Below are 17,669 nucleotides of genomic sequence, written 5' to 3'. Positions count from 1 at the left end.
TCGGGATCCGGTGGGGAACGGGGGTCAGGCGGAGGACTTCACGACGCTCCACCCGCCGTCCACGACGAGGCTCGATCCGGTGATGTACGCGGCTTCGTCGGCGGCCAGGAAGCAGATCGCGGCGGCGGCCTCCTGCGGCGTGCCGAACCGGCCGGCGGCGGTCTCCGCGACGCTGGCCACCCGGTCCTCCTCGCTGACACGGTCCCAGGCACCGGTGAGGATCGGGCCCGGCACCACCGCGTTGACCCGCACCTGCGGCCCGTACTCGACGGCGAGCTGCCCGCACAGGGACAGCAGCGCGCCCTTGGACGCGGCGTAGGCGGGGTGCCCCGGCAGGCCGCGGTGGGCGTGCACGGACGAGGTGAGGACGGCCGCGCCGCGCTGCTCGCGCAGGTCGGGCAGGAGGGTGGTGAAGCCGAGGAACGCGCCGGTGAGGTTGACCGCGAGCTGCCGCTCCCAGGAGGCGAGGGTGGTCAGGTGCGCGGGCCGGACGTCGACCGTGAACGCGTTGCTGACCAGCACGCCCACCGGCCCGAAGGCGCGGGCGCGTTCGGCGACGCGCTCCCAGTCCTGCGGGGAGGAGACGTCGGCGGTGACGAACTCCGCCCGGCCGCCGGCGTCGCGGATGCCGGCGGCGACCGCCTCGCCCGCCACGGTGGCGATGTCGGCGAGGACCACGGCCGCGCCCTCCGCGGCGAGCCGCTCGGCGGTGGCCGCGCCGATCCCGGAGGCGGCACCGGTGACGACGGCGACCCGTCCGGTGAAACGGGCGGCGGCTGCGGGTGCGTTCATGGTGCGGGTCGACTCCTCGTGGTGCGGGCTCGTCGGCGACTCTAGTGAGGCGGGCGGTGGGGGCGCGGTCATTGCCTGGTCAGCACGACCAGATCGGCGTCGTGCTCGGCGGTCCAGGCCAGCGGCAGGCCGCTGTGGAGCAGGTGGGCGCCGCTGTACAGGGTGCCGCTCGCGGCGTCCAGGTAGCGGGCGCTCGGGTCGAGGCCGCGCAGCCGCAGGCGCCCGGACTTCGTCAGCGCGGTGTCAGCGGTGGGCTGCAGGGCGTCGCTGGAGTCGCGGTTGAAGAACTGCGTGACGTCGGCGGCGCTCTCGATCAGCGCGCGGCCCTTCTTCACCAGCGGGGTGCCGGCGTCCTTGGCCTTGGGGTTGGTCGGCAGCGAGGTGCCGGAGGAGCCCTTGAGGTAGACCTCCTGCGCCTCGGCCGTCGCCAGGTAGCTCATCAGGTCCTTGACCTGGGCCTTGTGGCGGGTGCGGGCGCTGGCGAAGTACCCGTCGGTCGGGCCCTCCTCGGCGACCGGGACCTGGGGGTCGATGATCGGGAACTGGAAGAAGTCGATGTCGTCCAGCTGGTCCTTGGGCGCGGCGTCGGCGAAGAAGGTGCCGATGAGCATCATGCCGGTGCGGTTGTTGAGCATCGCGGTGGTGGCGTCCTGGAAGGCCAGCGCGGTGCCGTTGGGGTCGAAGTACGGCAGCACCTCGGCCCACTTGTCGAAGACCTTGTGGACCTGCGGGTCGGTGAAGCTGTGCTTCCCGGCGAGCAGTTCGCGGTGGTAGGCGGCGCCGTTGATGCGGATGTCGAGGTAGTCGAACCAGGCCGAGGCGACCCAGGCGGTGCCGCCGCCGGCGCCCAGGCCGATCGGGGTGACACCCTTGGCCTTGAGCTGCTTGCACAGGGCGATGAACTCGTCCCAGGTCTTGGGCTCCTGGACGCCCCACTTGGCGAAGTTGGACTTCTTGTAGAAGACGCCCCACCAGTAGTAGCTGGCGGGCACGAACACCTTCGCGCCGGCCGAGTCGGTGCACAGCTTCTTCAACGCGTCGCTGTATCCGGCCAGTTCGCCGGTCTGCCAGATGTCGCTGACGTCGAGCAGCAGGTCCTTGCGCGCGTACCCGTCAGCGACCGAGCCCGGGTACCAGGTCAGCAGGTCCGGCGGGTTGGCGGAGGTCAGGTAGGTCGGCAGCTGGGTGCGGAACGTCTCGGAGGCGACGGTGTTGAGCGACGCCTTGCTGCCGCCGCGCTTGTTGTACGCGGCGATCAGGTCCTGCATCGCGGACTTGGCCTGCGGTGACGACAGGTTCGACTGCAGGCTCACCGTGCCGCCGCTCGACTGGCTGCTGCTGCCGGTCGAGCCGGAGGTGACGCAGCCGCTCATCAAGGCGGTGGCGCCCACGGCGCCGGCGCCGGCCAGGAAGTGGCGGCGGCTGGTCGGTGAGGTGTTCACGGTGTTCACGGGACTCCCTTTCGGCTGCTACAGACTGTCGTGGCGGCGGAGCGTCGTCAAGATTAATTCGTAATTTATTTAGTAACGGCTGCGACGACGCTCCGCCGTTCCCCCCAGGTGAGGGCCCCGGGAGGCAGGGACGAGCGGGGGCGCGAACTGCCCCCGCCTCAGAAGGAGCTCTGGCGGACCGCCCCGCCGACGCCCCGGGCCACGGCCAGCACCGTGCCGTCGTGGCCCGCGGTGGCGCCCAGGGCGCCGTCGAAGGCGTTGCTCGCGAACGCGCGCTCGGGGAACCAGTCGCCCCACGTCCCGGCGGCCGCGTCGTAGGTGCGCTGCCACAGGGTGTAGTCCCCTGCGCGGGCCAGGAGCCGGACGCTGCCGCCGGTCGCCACCAGCGTCGGGCTGCCGCTGATCGTGCCGCCCAGCGACGACCACCCGGACCAGGTCCCGGAGGCGTCCTGGACCCGGGTCCACACCGCGTCGTCCGCGGCGCGCACGGCCAGGTGGGTGCGGCCCTGCGCGTCGGTGGCGGCGGAGGGACGGCCGTACAGCGCGGGGCCGTCGGGCGCGCCCAGCGCACTCCAGCCGCCCTGCGGGCCGCGGGTCACCACGGTCCCGTCGGCGCCGGTGGCGAACAGCGTCCACCGTCCGGGCCCGGTCACCGCCGCGGCCGGCGCGTCGGCCAGGTCGCCCCCCAGGTCCTGCCACGGGCCCCAGCGGCCGTCGCGGAAGGTGCGCAGGTAGGCCGCGCCGTCCAGGCCGCGGACGAAGACGTCGATCCGCCCGCCGGAGGACGCGTACGCCGCCGGCTGGCCCTGGAAGCGGCCCCGGGTGGGCCCGCCGAGATCGGTCGCCGGGCCGCCCCAGTGCCCGTCACGGCCGGTCCGCGCGCTCAGCGAGCCGTTCGCCTGCCGGGTGAAGGCGGTCAGGGTGTCGCCGTCCCGCACGATCGCGGGGTCGGCGGCCGAGGTGGCGCCGATCAGGGTCCCCGGCGCGTCGTCGGCGCCGGTGAGACCGAGGAACGCGGTGCCGTGCGCGGGAACGGTCACGGTGTAGCCGCCGGTGTGCGTGCCGCGGTCCGTGCGGGCCCGCAGGTCGCGCACCGCGACCGGGCCGGCCAGCCCGGCCTGCGCGAAGGTCACGGTCCGCTGCGCGGGCGCGTCCGAGCGGTTGAGCAGCACGACCGCCCGCCGCCCGCTGCCCCGCAGCACCTTGCTGTAGGTGTCGCCGGTGGCGTCGGTGGCGATCCGCACGCCCTGGATGCCCAGCGGGTCCTGGTCGACGGCGAGGATCTCCGGGTTGCGCAGCGCGGCGATCATGGCCGGCGGCAGGGTGCGCGGGTCGGAGCCGATGATCAGCGGCGAGGCCATCTCGGCCCACATCACCAGCTGGGTGGTGGACTCCTCCTGGTCCAGCTCGTAGCCGCCCCCGGGCAGGGTGCGCATGGGGATCAGGTAGTCCGGGTCGTTCCAGTGCCCGGGACCCTGCGCCTCGGGGTGCCAGGCGTTGGCGTCCATGTTCCGCAGCACGTTGGGGAACTCGCCGGCCGTGGGCGATCCCCAGGCGATGTCGGTGCCGGTGCGCCAGGAGTCCGCGGTGGTCGGCCCGTAGACATAGGTGTTGTGGGCGTCCTGCGCCGGGGTGTGCGGCAGACCCCAGTCGTCGGTCAGCGGGTTGCACAGGTTGAGCAGCATCGGCCGCCCGGAGCGCGCCACCGCGTCGCTGAACTGCCGGAAGGCCGGGCCCGGATCGAGCTTCTCGCCGATCCCGCACAGGAAGTCGACCTTGATCGCGTCGATCTTCCAGCCCGCGAACAGGTCGGCGTCCTGCTGGTAGTGGCCGCGGCTGCCGAGGCCGCAGCTGGCGGGGGCGTAGTCGCCCGCGTCGGTGTAGATGCCGGCCTTCAGACCGCGGGCGTGCAGGTACGCCACCAGCGACGGGATCCCGTCGGGGAAGCGGGTGGGGTTGGCGGTCAGGTTGCCCTGCGCGTCGCGGGGCTCGTCGGCCTGCCAGCCGCCGTCGAGCCAGACGATGTCGTAGCCGCTGTCCCGCAGGCCGCTGCGGACCAGGAAGTCGGCGACGGCCTTGACCTGGGTCTCGGTGGGCGCGCCCAGCCCGTAGTAGGTGTTCCAGCCCATGGGGGGCGTGGGCGACAGGCCGCTGTCGTAGGACGCGGGCGCGCCGGCGTCCACCGGCGCGGGCCGGGCCGCCGGACGGGCCTGGGCCACGCCGGGCGCGGCCACGGCGAGCAGTGCGGCCGTGCTCGCGGCCAGCGCGGCCCGCCGGGCGCGCGCCCTGACTGAACGGTGCGAAGTCACGTGGTTCTCCCGGAAGTTGGGGATACACGGGCTCAGCGCACCCCGGCAGCCGGGGGCGCGGGCCCGCGGATGACTGTGACCGCGGGCCCGCAGGGTGTCAACGATTATTCCTAATAAACTAAAATTCGCTCCCGCTCAGTGCCCCGACGTGGCCTTGAGGCCGACGACGGCCACCAGCAGCAGGACGACGAAGAAGATCCTGGCGGCGTTGGCGGGCTCGCCGAGCAGCAGCATGCCGACGACGGCCGCGCCGGCCGCGCCGATGCCGACCCACACGCCGTAGGCGGTGCCGATCGGCAGTGTCTTCGCGGCCTGGGAGAGCAGCAGCATGCTGGCGACGATGCCCGCGCCAGTCATCACGCTCGGCCACAGGCGGGTGAAGCCGTCGGTGTACTTCATACCGATCGACCAGACGACCTCGAGCAGGCCGGCGACGATGATCAGGACCCATGCCATGACGGCACCTCCGAAGATTCGTGCTTGCGGGGGTGCACCGTCTTTTCAGGGTCCCGGTACGGCGCGCTCGTCGGGTCCTGTCAACCGTAGCAAACACGGCGCCGGCGCCGCCGCCGGTGAAGGGGGCGGTGGCGCCGGCATCGCCGGGGCGAGGGTGCGGGGTTCAGTGCGAGCCGGGCTGGCCCTCGGCGAAGTAGCGCAGCAGGTCGGGGTCCAGCGGCGGGATGTCCCGCGGGGTGCCGCCGTCGCGCAGCGACTCGGTCGCCCGCACCCCGGCGGCGACCGCCATGCGGGCGGCCACCGGCGAGGTGTCGGTACGGCAGCCGGTCCGGGCGAACCGCAGGAACTCGTCGATGAGCAGCGGGTCGGCGCCGCCGTGCCCGGCGCTGGAGGCGGCGTCCGGGACGCGGTGCACGGCGTCGGCGTCGGCGCGGTGCCCGGAGCGGCGGGAGTTCCAGACCCGCACCTCCGCGCCGGGTCCGTCGCCGACGTTCTCCAGCCGGCCCGCGTCGCCGATCACCGTGTAGTTGCGCCAGTAGTCGGGCGTGAAGTGGCACTGCTGGTAGGCGGCCAGGACGCCGTTGTCCAGGCGCATGTTGACCAGCGAGACGTCCTCGATGTCGATCACCGGGTTCAGGTCGCGCTGGGTGGCCGGCGGCCAGTGGCCGTCCTTGGTGTACCAGTCGTCGGTCTTGGGCCTGCCGGGGGCGCGGCGCGGCAGGTCGCCGTAGACCATGAGGTCGCCCATGGCCTGGACCCGGTCGGTCCAGCCGCCGGCCAGCCAGTGCAGCACGTCGATGTCGTGCGCGGCCTTCTGCAGCAGCAGGCCGGTGGTGCGGTCGCGTTCGGCGTGCCAGTCCTTGAAGTAGAAGTCGCCGCCGTAGCCGACGAAGTGCCGCACCCACACCGTCTTGACCGCGCCGATGTCGCCGCGGGCGATGATGTCCCGCATCAGCCGGATCACCGGCATGTGCCGCATGTTGTGGCCGACGTACAGGCGGCTGCCGGTCTCGCGGGCGGTGCGCAGGATCGCGTCGCAGCGCTCGATGGTGACGTCGAGCGGCTTCTCGACGAAGACCGCCTTGCCGGCTTCCAGGGCCGCGCAGGTGAGGTCGGCGTGGGTGTCGTCGGGGGTGAGGACGAACACGGCGTCGACCTCGGGGTCCTCCACCACCTTGCGGTGGTCCGGGGTGGTCGACGCGCCGGGGAACGCCTTGGCCGCCTGCTTCCGGCTCCCCTTGTCGGGGTCGGCGACGGCGGTGACGCGGGCGCCGTCCCCCGGCCGGTGCGCTCTGCGGGCGAGCGGGCCGCGCATGCCGTAGCCGAGGACGCCGAGACGGAGGTCGGTCATGGTGGCTGTTCCTTTGCTGTCCGTGGTTGCGGTACGAGGTCGCTGTAGGAGGTGCTGTACGGGGGTGGTCGCCGGTCGCTGTACGAGGAGCCTAGGCCGCGTCGCCTTCCCGCCGGACGGTGGCTCATTCACCGCGGTGGTGCGGCGCCGCGAAGGCCGGGCGGGCGGCCCGGACAGGGCCTAGGGTCGGCGCATGCGCCTGTACCTGTCGTCCTTCCGGCTCGGCGACCGTCCCGAGCACCTGCTGGAGCTGCTGCCCGGCGGCCGCACGGAACGGCCGGTCGCGGTGGTCGGCAACGCCCTCGACGCGGAGGGCGGCGAGGCCCGGGCGGCGGGCATGGAACGCGAGTCGGCGGCGCTGCGCGCGCTGGGCCTGGAGCCGGTGGAGGTGGATCTGCGCGAGCACGCGGGCGGCGGTCCGCGGGAGATGGCCGCGGTGCTGGCCGCCTACCCGCTGGTCTGGCTGCGCGGCGGCAACGTCTTCATGCTCCGGCAGGCGATGGCGCACAGCGGCGCGGACACCGCGTTCCGTTCGCTGCTGGAACGCGACGCCCTGGTCTATGCCGGGTACAGCGCGGGGGCGTGCGTGCTGGCGCCGTCGCTGCGCGGTCTGGAGCACTGCGACGACGCCACGGCGGTGGCCCGCGTCTACGGCGAGGAGCCCGTGTGGGACGGACTCGGCGTCATCGACCGGGCGTTCGTCCCGCACATCGAGTCGCCTGGCCACCCCGAGACGGTGCTGCTGGGCGAGGTCTCGGCCGCCTACCGCGCGGCGGGCACCCCGCATCACCGGATGCGCGACGGCAGCGTCCTGGTCGTCGACGGCCCCCGGCAGCACCTGCTCTGACGTCCCGTCACATCCTCCTCGCGCGCCGACCCCCGCGCTCCCCGGGGGGCCCGGGAGGTGCGCGGGGATCGGGAGCGGGTCACGACCTGCGGTGAGGTGTCAGGCGCTCACACGGGTCGGACGGTCGGGGGTCCGGTTGCCGGGGCCGACGCTCAGGACCCGGTGCCAGGCGGTCGCACGTCAGCGGTAGAGGCGGAGGTCCGCCAGGCTCCACCAGTTCCCGGCCGAGCCGGTCTGGGTGATCCGCAGGTAGCGGGCGCGGGTGGGCGGCAGGTCGACGGTGGTCAGCTGGCCGGTGCCGGTGCCGGACGCGGCGGTCCGCCAGTGGGTGCCGTCGTCGCTGACCGACAGCTGCCAACCGCGGGCGTAGTCGCCGAGGTTGTCACCGCTGTCGATGGCCACCTGGCGGAACGAGGTGGCGCGCCCCAGGTCCAGCTGGACGTACTGGCCGGGGGTCTGCGCGGCACCGCTGGTCCACCGGGTGGTGCCGTCGTCGTCGGCCGCCAGTTGCGGGGAGCCCTGCCCGGCCGGGGACGCGGTGGCGGTGGCACCGGTCAGCGGGATCTGGTGCGGCGTGCCCGCGAGCGCACCGGACTTGGGCCAGGTGAAGGTGGCGAGCGCTCCGCCCGGCAGGGTGTACGTGAAGCTCTGCCCGCCGACCGCAACCGCGAAGGACCGCGGGTCGTCGTTCTCGTTGTGGACCACGAGCGCGGTGGAGCCGTCGGGGTTGGTGAAGGCCACGTCGGTGATCTGGCCGTTCCAGCCGGTGGTGCCGTAGTTGGTGCTGGCGATCCGGACGGCGCCGGGCTGCACGAACTTCGACAGGTGCCCGATGGTGTAGTACTCGGCGTTGGTGGTCACGGTGTGGTCGGGCGCGACCGTGAGGAACGCCGAGCAGGTGTCGCAGCCGCCGTTGTGCGGGCCGCCCTGCGGGTCGAGGGCGAGGTTCCAGTCGGCCACGGACTTCGCCCAGTTGCGGGTGGTGCCCACCGTGATGGTGCGGGCGTGCCAGGTCAGGGTGCCGCGGAAGATCTGCGGGGGCGTGTCCGTCGCACCGTGCGAGCCGGAGCACTCGGTGAACCAGATGCCCTTGTCGGGGTGCGCGTCGTGCAGCGCGGTCTGCGCGCTGGGGTCGCCGGAGTAGCAGTGGTACGCGGTGCCGGCGATCCACTTGGCGGCCGGGCCGTCCAGCACCTCGTACGGGTAGTCGGTCTGCGGGTCCTCGCCGAGCTGCTGGGCGGTCTTGATGTCGTCCGGGTGGGTGGTCCAGTTGTGGTCGTAGGCCAGGATCTTGGTGTGCGGGCTGGCCTTGTGCAGCAGCGGGCCCAGCGCCTCGATGACCGCGGCCTCCTGCTGGACCGGCAGGTCGGTGCCGGGGTACGCGTTCGGCTTGCGGTTCTGCGGCTCGTTCTGGACCGTCAGGTAGTCGACGGGCACGCCGGCCGCGGCGTAGGCCTGGACGAACTTCACCAGGTAGCGGGCGTACGCCTGGTAGATCTTCGGGTCGTCCTTGAGATGTCCGCCGACGAGCGAGTCGCTGTCCTTCATCCAGGCCGGCGGGCTCCACGGCGTGGCCATCACGGTCAGCTGCGGGTTGAGCCGCTCGGCCTGGCGCAGCAAGGGCAGGATCTGCTGCTCGTCGTGGGCGATGCTGAAGTGCTCGAGCCCGAAGTCGGTCTGCCCCGCGGGCACGTCGTCGTAGGTGTAGTGGGTGGGCGACGCGGTGAAGTCCGACGAGCCGACGGGCTGGCGCAGGAAGCTGACGCCGATGCCCTGCCGGGGGTCGAAGAGCTGCCGCATCGCGGCGTCCCGGTCGGCGGCGGGCAGCGAACCGAGCACCGCGGCCGAGGAGTCGGTGAGCGCGCCGCCGAAGCCGTCGACGCTCTGGTAGCGCTGCCCGGGGTCGACGGTGATCGTCGTCAGGTCGGAGGCGCCCGGGTGGAAGGCGACGGGGGCCTGCTGCCGCAGATGTTCGGTGCCGTCGGCGGTGGTGACCCACACCGAGGCGGTCGGGGCCTGCTGGGGGTGGTCGGCGGCCGGAGTCTGCGCGACGGTCGGGGCGGCCGGCACGCAGGTGAGGCCGAGGGCCGCGGCGGTGACCGCCGCTGCCGCGAGTGCGCGTCTCCTCATGCTTCTCCTCGCTAGGGTCCGGTTGTCATGAAACAACCTGTAACGTTTTCTGCAACCCCACTGCGGGAGACAGACAAGCCTCCCCCGGGCGGCCTGTCAACATCGATGGCCGGATCCCGTGGAGAATCGACGCCGCCACGGGCGCGGGCCGCTAGGCTGGGACGATGAAACGAAGGGCTGTAACAGGTGGCTAGGCAGCAGGGCGGCGGCCGCGCCACCGTCCGGGCCATCGCGGCCGAGGCCGGCGTGTCGATCGCCACCGTGTCGCGCGTGATGAACGGGCACGCCCATGTCGCGCCGGACACCCAGGAGCTGGTGCGCAAGGCGGTGGCCCGCCTCGGTGCGCCCGCACCCGCCCGGCGCGGCAGCGCGAGCGGCGCGATCTACGTGCGCTGCCCCTACGTGCTGACCGACTACTTCGGGGTGATCGTCTCCTCGATCGCGGAGACCCTGGACCTGCACGGCCGGCGGCTGGTGCTCAGCGCGGGGGACGCGGCGCGGGACCTCCAGGTGCTGCCGGGACTGCCCAACGACGCCGGGATCGCGGGCGCCGTGCTGATCGTCCCGCCGGAGCCGGAACGGGAGTTGGAGGCGCTGCGGGCGCAGGACTTCCCGTTCGTGGTGGTCGATCCGCGCACCCCGCTCCCCCGCGACATCGCCTCGGTGTCGGCGGCGAACCTGACCGCGGCGCGCAGCGTCACCGCGCACCTGGTCGAGCTGGGGCACCGCAGGATCGGCGTGATCGGCGGCCCGGGCGACTGGCTGGCCAGCCGGTCGCGGCTGGCCGGGCACACCTCGGCGCTCGCCGAGGTCGGCGTCCTGCCCTCCCCCGAACTGCTGCGCAGCATCGAGCCCACGGCCGACTGGGGGTACGACGCGGCGTGCGAACTGCTCGACCTCCCCCAACGGCCCACCGCCCTGGTCGCGTTCAACGACAAGGCGGCGGTCGGCGCGCTGCGCGCCGCCTACGAGCGCGGGCTGCGGGTGCCCGAGGACCTCTCGATCACCGGGTTCGACGACATCGACCTCAGCCGCAGCACCGTGCCGCGCCTGACGACGGTCCGCCAGCCCCTGGAGGAGATGGGCCGGATGGCGGTCTCGCTGCTGATGCGGCTCCTCGACCGGCACACCGTGGACACCCTGCACGTCGAACTGGCCACCCACCTCGTCCTGCGCGGTTCCACCGGCCCGGCCCCCGCAACCCCCTGACGCCCCGGCCACGGAGAGCCGTGGCCGGGGCGCCGCCACCCGACGGTGCGGGAGGTGGCGACGGGGGCTAGTTGCGGTAGCGGAAGACGATGCGGCCGCGGGTCAGGTCGTAGGGCGGGAGCTCCACCAGCACCCGGTCCTCCAGGTAGATCTTGATGAAGTGCTTGCGCATCTTCCCGCTGATGTGCGCGAGCACCCGGTGGCCGTTCTCCAGCTCCACGGTGAACATGGCGCTGCGCAGGCACTCCACGACCCGGCCCTCGACTTCGATGACGTTCTTCTGCCTGGTCATCGCACCAGCTCCAGGTTGGCGCCGACCGGCCGGGCGCCGATGCCCTCGAACAGCGCCGAGGCCGCCCGGTTGGACTCCTGGACCTCGGTCCAGGCCGCGTCGTGGCCGCAGCGGTGCAGCGTCCCCAGCGCGTGGGCGAGCAGCGCCCGGGCGATGCCGCGGCGCCGCTCGCCGTCCCGGACCGCGACCAGCCCGACGCGCGGCCGGTTCACCGTCACCACCCGGATCAGTCCCAGGTAGCGGTCGGGCGCCGCGGCCACCACGTACTTCGACGGGTCGACGATCGTGTCGCCCGCGGGGCGGGGGATCACTTCCGCGGGCATCGACTGCCACCACCCGGCGGTCGCCTCGACCTCCTCACGGATCGCGCGGTCCACCGCCCGCAGCAGCGTCTCGTCCGCCTGGCCGGCGGGCACGATCGCCACGCCCGGAGGCGGCTGGACGGCTTCGAGCCCGGTGACCCCCGGGTCGGTCGGCACGGCGTACTCGCACTCGCGGCGCCGGACCGTGAAACCGGCCCGCCGCCAGCGGGCGGTCAGCTCGACGTCGGCCTCGTCGACCACGGTGTACAGGGGCGCCGGCAGTTCCGCCGGCATCACCTCGGCGAGCCGGTCGAAGGCGGCGTCGTGCCAGGCGTCGATGCTGACGAACAGGCGGCCGTCGGCGCGGTGTTCGGCATACCCGCAGCCGGCCACCACGTCGTCGTCCAGTGCGTGCCATTGCCTGTCGGCGACGCGCGTGACCGTCACCGCGTTCTCGCCCAGGCCTGGTGTGAAAGGCTTCTTGTCCATCGGAGTCTCCCTCCAGGAGTGCCTCGATCTCAGGCGCTCCTGGCGACACCGAACGTCAGCCGCAGGACCGTGGCGGGGTGAGGGAGCACCCGGGTAACTGTGTTCACGGGTCTCACCTCCCTACGATGACTTCGCGGTCCGCCACGAAACTAGCTCCCGCGCACGCCGCGCTCAACTGCTTTTCCGCGGACCGGCACGCCAGGGCACTCAGCGCAGTCCGAAGTCGTGGCCGGGGTCGCGCTCGTCCTGCGGGCGGGGTCCGAAGATGCGGCGCTCGCCCGCGGCGATGGGCACGTCGTCGATGCTCGCCTCGCGGCGCCGCATCAGGCCGTTCCCGTCGAACTCCCACTGCTCGTTGCCGTAGGAGCGGTACCACTGGCCGGCCGCGTCGTGCGACTCGTACTGGAAGCGGACCGCGATGCGGTTGCCGGTGAAGGCCCACAGGCTCTTGCGCAGGGCGTAGTCGAGTTCGCGCTCCCACTTGGCGGTGAGGAACGCGACGATCTCGGCGCGGCCGGTGAGGAAGGTGTCCCGATTGCGCCAGCGGGAGTCCTCGGTGTAGGCGAGGCTGACCCGTTCGGGGTCGCGGCTGTTCCAGGCGTCCTCGGCCGCCTGGACCTTCTGGCGTGCGGTCTCCCCGGTGAACGGCGGGAGCGGCGGGCGCTGTTCGGTCATCGGGTCTCCTGGGTCCGTGCGGGCGGGGCGAGTTCGGCGTTCTGGCGATCAGGCGGTCACAGGGTCAGGCGGTCAGCCGGTCAGCCGCGGGTTGCGCGGGGACGGGGTCGCGGGCCCGGCCCGGAAGGCGGCCGGTGTGCGGACGACGCGGCTCGGGGTGAAGCGGACGCGGCGGCCGGTGCTCCCGTCGTCGCCCGGCACGCCCGCGCCCGTCCACTCGACCTCCGCGCGCCCGGACAGGTGCAGCACGGTGCCGGTCGCGAAGTCGGGGAACATCAGGGCGGCGCGGGGGTCCGCGGCGAGGTTGCCGAGGCTGGCGAACATGTTGTTGCCCGGATAGTCGGGCCACCACAGCGCGCCGTCCTCGACCCGGACGAACCCCGGCGCCCCGCCTCGGTGCGAGGCGTCGGCCCCGGCGGCCGGGTGCAACGTGCCGAGGAAGAAGGTGTCGGCGCGGGAGATCAGGGCGGTGTCGGCGTCGTCCGGCGCGGTGCGCGTCTCCCCGCCGTCCGGGGAGACAGGTCCGGCCGCGGCCCCGACGGTCCCGAGCGCCCCGGTGCCGGCCGTCCCACCGGGGTCGTCCGGGGTGACCTCGCGCTGCTGGATGTACTGCGGGCAGTTGCCGAACGCCTGCCGCGCCCGGACCGCGAAGCCGGTCGGACCGGTGGCGACGACCGTGCCGTTGACGCGGTAGCGGCGGCGGGTCGCGAAGTCGACGCCCACCATGCCGACCGCGCCGCCGCGGGCCGGGCCGCCCGGGAGCGGCCCGCCGGGGGCCGGCAGCGCCAGCACGTCCAGGGTGGTCGCGTCGACGACGTCGAGGAAGCCCGGCGGGCCGGACAGCGGCACCGTCCAGGGCCGGCCGTCGGCGTCGAGGGCGGTCAGCGCCACCAGCGCGAGGTGCGCCAGGAACATCGCGGGCACGCCGGTCAGCTCGGGCGGGGCGAGCATGCCGCCGAGCCGGCCGGCGCGCTCGGCGGCCCCGGCCCGGCGCTGCACGGCCAGTTCGCCCTCGTGGAACCCCGATCCGCGCCCGGTGGCGGTCCTCATGAGCACAGCCTCCTCGAGCCGGCGAGCGACCCCGCAGGCCCGTCCCGACACCAGCGACTAATGCCTGAGGGTGCGCTCGTTCATTAGTCACCGTGGCACGCGCGCCCGGGCGTGTCAAATGGTTGAGGACGTGGACACCCATTAGGTCCGGCGTTACGGTGGTCGCGATGAGCGCCAACGGTCCCGGGACGGCCGGGCAGCCACCGCACGACGCGTCGGTGCTGCCCGGCGAGCCGCTGCCCGTGCAGCTGATGAACACGGTCCGCGCCGACGCCGGCGGCGTGGGCGACTTCCTCCGGACCACGGGCGACCTGCGTGCCTGGCTGGCCGCGATCGCGCCGCGCCTGCCCGGCGGGATCGGCAGCACCCTGGCGGATCCCGGTGCGCGACCCGCCTCCGCGCGGGAACCCCGGGGGCCGGCCGCCTCCCCGTCCGAGGACGGCGAACTGGCCGCGCTCCTGCCGGAGTTCCGCAGGCTGCGGGACGCGCTGCGGGCCCTGGCCGCCGCCGCCACGCACGACAGCCGGCCGGCCGCGCTCGCCGGCCCGCCGGACGTCGCCGCGGCGTCGGCCGACGTGGACCGGGCGTGCGCCCTCGCCCCGAGCTGGTCGCGGCTCAGCTGGCCCGAGGGCGGGACCCCGGTACGCACCCTGAGCTCCGCGCACTCCCCGGCCGCCGCCGCGCTGTCCCTGGTGGCCGAGGACGCGGCGCGGCTCTTCGCCGGGGACGACCGGCACGCGCTGCGCGCGTGCCTGGCTCCCGGGTGCGTCCTGTACTTCCTCGGCACCCACCCGCGCCGCGCGTGGTGCTCCGCCGGCTGCGGCAACCGGGCGCGGGTCGCCCGCCACTACCAGCGGCACCACGCCCGGCCGGGCGGCTGAACCGGCCCGCGGGCCAGGGCACTTGGCCCCCCACCATGGACCGCGGCCGGTTCCGCGGCCGCTACTCCAGCGTCCGGATCACCCGGGCCGGATTGCCGACGGCGAGGACGCCGGGCGGCAGGTCCTTCGTGACGACCGAGCCGGCGCCCACGACCGTGCCTGCCCCGATGGTGACGCCCGGGCAGACGATGACGCCGCCGCCGAGCCACACGTTGTCGCCGATCGTGATGGGCAGCGCCCTCTCCCAGCCCGCGCGGCGCCTTTCCGCGTCCAACTCATGGGTGGGCGTGAGCAGTTGGACGTTGGGGCCGATCTGGACGTCCTCGCCCACGGTGATCGGTGCGGCGTCCAGGAAGACGGCGCCGAAGTTGACGAACGTCCGCGCCCCGATGCGGATGTACTCGCCGTAGTCGCACTGGAACGGCGGCCTGATGTTCACCCGCTCGCCGACCTCGCCGAGCAGCTCCTTCAGCAGCGCGGGCCGCTCGGCGCGGTCCGCGCTCGTGTTGTAGGCCAGGCACAGCCGTTCGCGCCGCACGGTCGCCGCGCCCAGTTCCTCGTCGTCGGCGATGTACCACTCGCCGGCCAGCATCCGGTCCTTGTTCTCACCCATCCCCCCAGTGTGCGGCCTACGCCCGGCCTTCCGTGGTGCCGATCTCGATCTCCACGTGCTGCGGGTAGAAGGCGACGTGACCGGCGATCACGTCGACGGCGTCGTACGGCTTCTCGTAGCTCCACACCGCGTCGGCGACCTCCCCTGCGGGCCCGGTGAGCGCGAAGTACGAGGCGTCTCCCTTGTACGGGCAGTAGGTGAGGGTGTCGGTGGGCCGCAGGGCGCCCTCGGCGACGTCGGCCAGCGGGATGTACTGGACGGCCGGGTAGTCGGCCTCGCGCAGGGTGAGGGCGGCGGCGGTGTCGGCGATCACCTGCCCGCCGGCACGGACGACGACGCGCGCGCCCGTCGGCTCGACGGTGATGGGGTGGTCGGGACCGGGTGTCCTGACGGGACGTGCTGTGCGGTCCATAGGTGCTCTCCCTGGAGTGGGTGGTCGTGGCACATCGGCGGCGGCCCGGGCCCGGACGCCACTCCTACGTGCAGCGCACGGACCCGGCCCGCCATTCCCGCCGGCGCCGGGGCCCGCCTGCCTGCCCCGGCCCCGGCCCCATCGCGCCCCGGCGGGGCGTTCACCTGCCCGCGCCGAGCCCTGACAGCCGGCGCTGCACCGCCAGCAGGTACTCCTTGCGGTTGAGCGGGTTGTGGTCGGTGCGGGTCCGCTGCGGCACCGGTCCCCGCACCTCCTGGTAGTGGTCGAACGCCGTCTCCAGCACGCCCTCGCCGCTGGTGAGGGTCGGCAGCTGCTGCTCCAGGCCGTGCACCCGGGCCGCGGGGACGGCGCCCTCGATGACGTAGCCGTCGCCCTCCAGGACCGGGCCGCGCGGTACCGCACGCAGCCGGGTGAGCACCGGCAGCACCGTGCCGAGCTGGGCGGCGGGGATGTCCAGCCGGAACCGGTGCATCGGCTCGTGGACCCGGGTGCCGGCCCGCCGCAGCGCGGCCATCAGCACCAGCGGGGTGAGGCTGCGGAAGTCCCCGGACGTGCTGGACATGCTCTTGTCGAAGACGGCGTGGGCGTGGCTCTGCCGGGCGTTGTAGCCGGAGTGGGTCATGGTCACCACGCAGTCGGTGACCTGCCAGCCGTGCAGGCCCTGCTTCAGCGTCTCGTCGACGGTCTCCTCGACCGCCTTGAAGAACGCGTACGGCAGGGAGCCCAGCTCGACCTCGCGCCGGAACACCACGCCGCTGCCCACGGGCGCTGGCTCCACCCGCAGGCCGATCGTGGCGAGGAACGGGTTGCCGTCCTTCTCCTTGGCCTCCAGTGCGGCGCCGGTGCCGGCCGGCCGCTCGATGTGCAGGGTGGTGGTGCCGTGGAACACCGCCTCCACCCCGAACTCCTCGGCCAGCGTGGCCTGGATGACCTCCTTCTGGACCTCCCCGTACAGCGACACCGCGATCTCCTGGCGGACCTCGTCGCGCCGCAGGTCGATCAGCGGGTCCTGCTCGGCGAGCAGGGTGAGGGCGGTGTGCAGGGCGCCGCGGTCGGCGGGCCGGCGGGCGGCGACCACGGTCTCCAGGGTCGGCGGCGCGAAGTGGTGCTCGCGGCGCGCGCCGTCCGGCGGGGTGCCGAGCGTGTCGCCGATGCGCACGTCGCCCAGGCCCCACAGCCGGGCGATCCGCCCGGCCGCGACGGACTCGGCCCGCACCTCGGTGCCGTTGTCGAACACGCCGATCGCGGTCACCTTGCCCTCGCCGGCCGGACGGCCCGCGCGGAGCACCGGCAACCGGTCGCGGGTCCGCATCGTGCCCGATGCCACCCGCACATAGGTGATCCGCTCCCCAGCCGGGCCGCGCTCCACCTTGAAGACGCTGCCCGAGGGCGGTCCCCCCGGGTCGCCGCCGGGCGCGGGCAGCAGCTCCTGCAGGCCGGCGACCAGCGCGTCCACCCCGGCTCCGGTGACCGCGGATCCCGCGTACACAGGGTGCACGAGGCCGCGCGCGCTCTGGCCGGCGAGCGCGGCCCGCAGCCGGTCGCCCCCGAGGCCCGCCTCGTCGTCGAGCCACTCGGCGAGCAGCGTGTCGTCGTGCTCGGCGAGGGTCTCCAGCAGCATTGCCCGGAACGCGGGGTCGCCGGTGGTCCGCGGGAGGGTGGCGGCATCGCGGGTGCCCTGGTGCGACGCGGTGACCATCGGGACGACGTCGGGGGTGAGCCGTGTGCGGATCTGGTCCAGGGTGCGGTCGAGGTCGGCGGCGCCCCGGTCGAGCTTGTTGACGAACAGCAGGGTGGGGATGCCCAGCCGGCGCAGGGTGCGCATGAGGATCCGGGTCTGGGGCTGCACGCCCTCGACAGCGGACACGACCAGCACGGCGCCGTCGAGCACGCCGAGCACCCGCTCCACCTCGGCGATGAAGTCCGGGTGGCCGGGGGTGTCGATGAGGTTGACGGTGCGCCCGCCGACGGTGAAGGAGACCACCGCGGACTTGATGGTGATGCCGCGCCGCCGCTCCAGGGCGAGCGAGTCGGTCGTGGTGCTGCCGTCGTCGACGCTGCCGATCTCGTCGATGACGCCCGCCGTGTACAGCAGGCGTTCGGTCAGGCTGGTCTTACCGGCGTCGACATGGGCGAGGATGCCGAGGTTGAGCGATTGCACGAAGGGTCATGTCCTCGAGATAGGGGGTCATTCCTGTCCGGGTGTTCATGACTGCTCCGCGCATGATCAGCGCTCCTCGGTCGGCTGCTGGGCTCCGTCCGACTACAGCAGAGCGGGCGGGGGGGGGGGGGGGCCGCGGGGGGGGCCGGCCCCCCCCCCCCCCCCCCCCCCCCCCCCCCCCCCCCCCCCCCCCCCCCCCGCCCCCCCCCCCCCCCCCCCCCCGCGGGG

16 protein-coding genes and 1 riboswitch are annotated in these 17,669 nt (G+C 73.8%); of the genes, 3 read left to right on the top strand and 13 right to left on the bottom strand.

The window, feature by feature from the left end:
• Positions 1-24: 24 nt before the first annotated feature.
• From ACH4TG_RS24645 to ACH4TG_RS24625, 5 genes are all read right to left on the bottom strand, one after another.
• Complete coding sequence (locus ACH4TG_RS24645; protein ID WP_398244638.1) at positions 25-792, bottom strand: SDR family NAD(P)-dependent oxidoreductase; 768 nt, start codon at positions 790-792, stop codon at positions 25-27.
• 68 nt (positions 793-860) lie between these two features.
• Positions 861-2,234, bottom strand: coding sequence for an extracellular solute-binding protein (locus ACH4TG_RS24640; RefSeq protein ID WP_398244759.1), 1,374 nt, complete (start codon positions 2,232-2,234; stop codon positions 861-863).
• Positions 2,235-2,401: 167 nt separating this feature from the next.
• The gene (locus ACH4TG_RS24635) at positions 2,402-4,552 is read right to left on the bottom strand and encodes a glycoside hydrolase family 27 protein (protein ID WP_398244637.1); all 2,151 of its coding nucleotides are present in this window, start codon (positions 4,550-4,552) and stop codon (positions 2,402-2,404) included.
• Positions 4,553-4,687: 135 nt separating this feature from the next.
• A complete protein-coding gene (locus ACH4TG_RS24630) occupies positions 4,688-5,008 on the bottom strand; it encodes a DMT family transporter (RefSeq protein ID WP_398244636.1) in 321 nt (106 codons plus the stop codon).
• Between the two features lie 31 nt (positions 5,009-5,039).
• A riboswitch (guanidine-III (ykkC-III) riboswitch) is annotated at positions 5,040-5,108 on the bottom strand.
• A 63-nt stretch (positions 5,109-5,171) separates the two neighbouring features.
• The gene (locus ACH4TG_RS24625; protein ID WP_398244635.1) at positions 5,172-6,359 is read right to left on the bottom strand and encodes a Gfo/Idh/MocA family protein; all 1,188 of its coding nucleotides are present in this window, start codon (positions 6,357-6,359) and stop codon (positions 5,172-5,174) included.
• A 193-nt stretch (positions 6,360-6,552) separates the two neighbouring features.
• On the opposite strand from ACH4TG_RS24625, the gene ACH4TG_RS24620 reads away from it, so the two are divergent.
• The gene (locus tag ACH4TG_RS24620) at positions 6,553-7,206 is read left to right on the top strand and encodes a Type 1 glutamine amidotransferase-like domain-containing protein (RefSeq protein ID WP_398244634.1); all 654 of its coding nucleotides are present in this window, start codon (positions 6,553-6,555) and stop codon (positions 7,204-7,206) included.
• A 180-nt stretch (positions 7,207-7,386) separates the two neighbouring features.
• On the opposite strand, the gene ACH4TG_RS24615 is transcribed toward ACH4TG_RS24620, so the two are convergent.
• Entirely contained in the window at positions 7,387-9,336 is a 1,950-nt protein-coding gene (locus tag ACH4TG_RS24615; RefSeq protein WP_398244633.1) for a discoidin domain-containing protein, read from the bottom strand.
• A gap of 186 nt (positions 9,337-9,522) precedes the next feature.
• Between ACH4TG_RS24615 and ACH4TG_RS24610 the strand changes: the two genes are divergently transcribed.
• Positions 9,523-10,545: a LacI family DNA-binding transcriptional regulator gene (locus tag ACH4TG_RS24610; RefSeq protein ID WP_398244632.1), complete on the top strand. Its 1,023-nt coding sequence runs from the start codon at positions 9,523-9,525 to the stop codon at positions 10,543-10,545.
• Between the two features lie 67 nt (positions 10,546-10,612).
• Here the strand turns inward: ACH4TG_RS24610 and infA are convergent, their stop codons facing one another.
• The 4 genes from infA to ACH4TG_RS24590 form a co-directional block, all read right to left on the bottom strand.
• Positions 10,613-10,837, bottom strand: coding sequence for a translation initiation factor IF-1 (gene infA, locus ACH4TG_RS24605; protein ID WP_398244631.1), 225 nt, complete (start codon positions 10,835-10,837; stop codon positions 10,613-10,615).
• Positions 10,834-11,628 carry a GNAT family N-acetyltransferase gene (locus tag ACH4TG_RS24600; RefSeq protein ID WP_398244630.1) on the bottom strand — a complete coding sequence of 265 codons (795 nt, stop codon included), beginning with the start codon at positions 11,626-11,628 and terminating at the stop codon, positions 10,834-10,836. Before ACH4TG_RS24600 ends, infA begins: the two co-directional genes overlap by 4 nt.
• 207 nt (positions 11,629-11,835) lie before the next feature.
• Positions 11,836-12,303 carry a DUF1348 family protein gene (locus ACH4TG_RS24595; protein ID WP_398244629.1) on the bottom strand — a complete coding sequence of 156 codons (468 nt, stop codon included), beginning with the start codon at positions 12,301-12,303 and terminating at the stop codon, positions 11,836-11,838.
• A gap of 72 nt (positions 12,304-12,375) precedes the next feature.
• Complete coding sequence (locus ACH4TG_RS24590; protein ID WP_398244628.1) at positions 12,376-13,353, bottom strand: pyridoxamine 5'-phosphate oxidase family protein; 978 nt, start codon at positions 13,351-13,353, stop codon at positions 12,376-12,378.
• Between the two features lie 167 nt (positions 13,354-13,520).
• Here ACH4TG_RS24590 and ACH4TG_RS24585 point away from each other — a divergent pair, with 167 nt between their 5' ends.
• Positions 13,521-14,234 (top strand): CGNR zinc finger domain-containing protein, encoded by a 714-nt coding sequence (locus ACH4TG_RS24585; protein ID WP_398244627.1) that lies wholly within the window; start codon positions 13,521-13,523, stop codon positions 14,232-14,234.
• Positions 14,235-14,295: 61 nt separating this feature from the next.
• On the opposite strand, the gene ACH4TG_RS24580 is transcribed toward ACH4TG_RS24585, so the two are convergent.
• The 3 genes from ACH4TG_RS24580 to ACH4TG_RS24570 form a co-directional block, all read right to left on the bottom strand.
• Positions 14,296-14,847 (bottom strand): sugar O-acetyltransferase, encoded by a 552-nt coding sequence (locus ACH4TG_RS24580; protein ID WP_398244626.1) that lies wholly within the window; start codon positions 14,845-14,847, stop codon positions 14,296-14,298.
• A gap of 16 nt (positions 14,848-14,863) precedes the next feature.
• The gene (locus ACH4TG_RS24575) at positions 14,864-15,259 is read right to left on the bottom strand and encodes a DUF427 domain-containing protein (protein WP_398244625.1); all 396 of its coding nucleotides are present in this window, start codon (positions 15,257-15,259) and stop codon (positions 14,864-14,866) included.
• A gap of 160 nt (positions 15,260-15,419) precedes the next feature.
• Positions 15,420-17,441: a GTP-binding protein gene (locus tag ACH4TG_RS24570; protein WP_398244624.1), complete on the bottom strand. Its 2,022-nt coding sequence runs from the start codon at positions 17,439-17,441 to the stop codon at positions 15,420-15,422.
• Positions 17,442-17,669 lie beyond the last annotated feature (228 nt).

The sequence above is a fragment of the Streptomyces sp. NPDC020917 genome, from assembly GCF_044333795.1.
Taxonomy (GTDB): Bacteria; Actinomycetota; Actinomycetes; order Streptomycetales; family Streptomycetaceae; genus Actinacidiphila.
Note: the sequence above shows the minus strand (reverse complement) of the source record. Positions and strands in the feature narration are given on the sequence as shown.

Coding starts and splice junctions, on each gene's coding strand:
- ACH4TG_RS24590 (WP_398244628.1), bottom strand. CDS start 13,353: ATGAGGACCGCCACCGGGCGCGGATCGGGGTTCCACGAGGGCGAACTG.
- infA (WP_398244631.1), bottom strand. CDS start 10,837: ATGACCAGGCAGAAGAACGTCATCGAAGTCGAGGGCCGGGTCGTGGAG.
- ACH4TG_RS24615 (WP_398244633.1), bottom strand. CDS start 9,336: ATGAGGAGACGCGCACTCGCGGCAGCGGCGGTCACCGCCGCGGCCCTC.
- ACH4TG_RS24585 (WP_398244627.1), top strand. CDS start 13,521: ATGAGCGCCAACGGTCCCGGGACGGCCGGGCAGCCACCGCACGACGCG.
- ACH4TG_RS24625 (WP_398244635.1), bottom strand. CDS start 6,359: ATGACCGACCTCCGTCTCGGCGTCCTCGGCTACGGCATGCGCGGCCCG.
- ACH4TG_RS24600 (WP_398244630.1), bottom strand. CDS start 11,628: ATGGACAAGAAGCCTTTCACACCAGGCCTGGGCGAGAACGCGGTGACG.
- ACH4TG_RS24595 (WP_398244629.1), bottom strand. CDS start 12,303: ATGACCGAACAGCGCCCGCCGCTCCCGCCGTTCACCGGGGAGACCGCA.
- ACH4TG_RS24580 (WP_398244626.1), bottom strand. CDS start 14,847: ATGGGTGAGAACAAGGACCGGATGCTGGCCGGCGAGTGGTACATCGCC.
- ACH4TG_RS24630 (WP_398244636.1), bottom strand. CDS start 5,008: ATGGCATGGGTCCTGATCATCGTCGCCGGCCTGCTCGAGGTCGTCTGG.
- ACH4TG_RS24645 (WP_398244638.1), bottom strand. CDS start 792: ATGAACGCACCCGCAGCCGCCGCCCGTTTCACCGGACGGGTCGCCGTC.
- ACH4TG_RS24575 (WP_398244625.1), bottom strand. CDS start 15,259: ATGGACCGCACAGCACGTCCCGTCAGGACACCCGGTCCCGACCACCCC.
- ACH4TG_RS24620 (WP_398244634.1), top strand. CDS start 6,553: ATGCGCCTGTACCTGTCGTCCTTCCGGCTCGGCGACCGTCCCGAGCAC.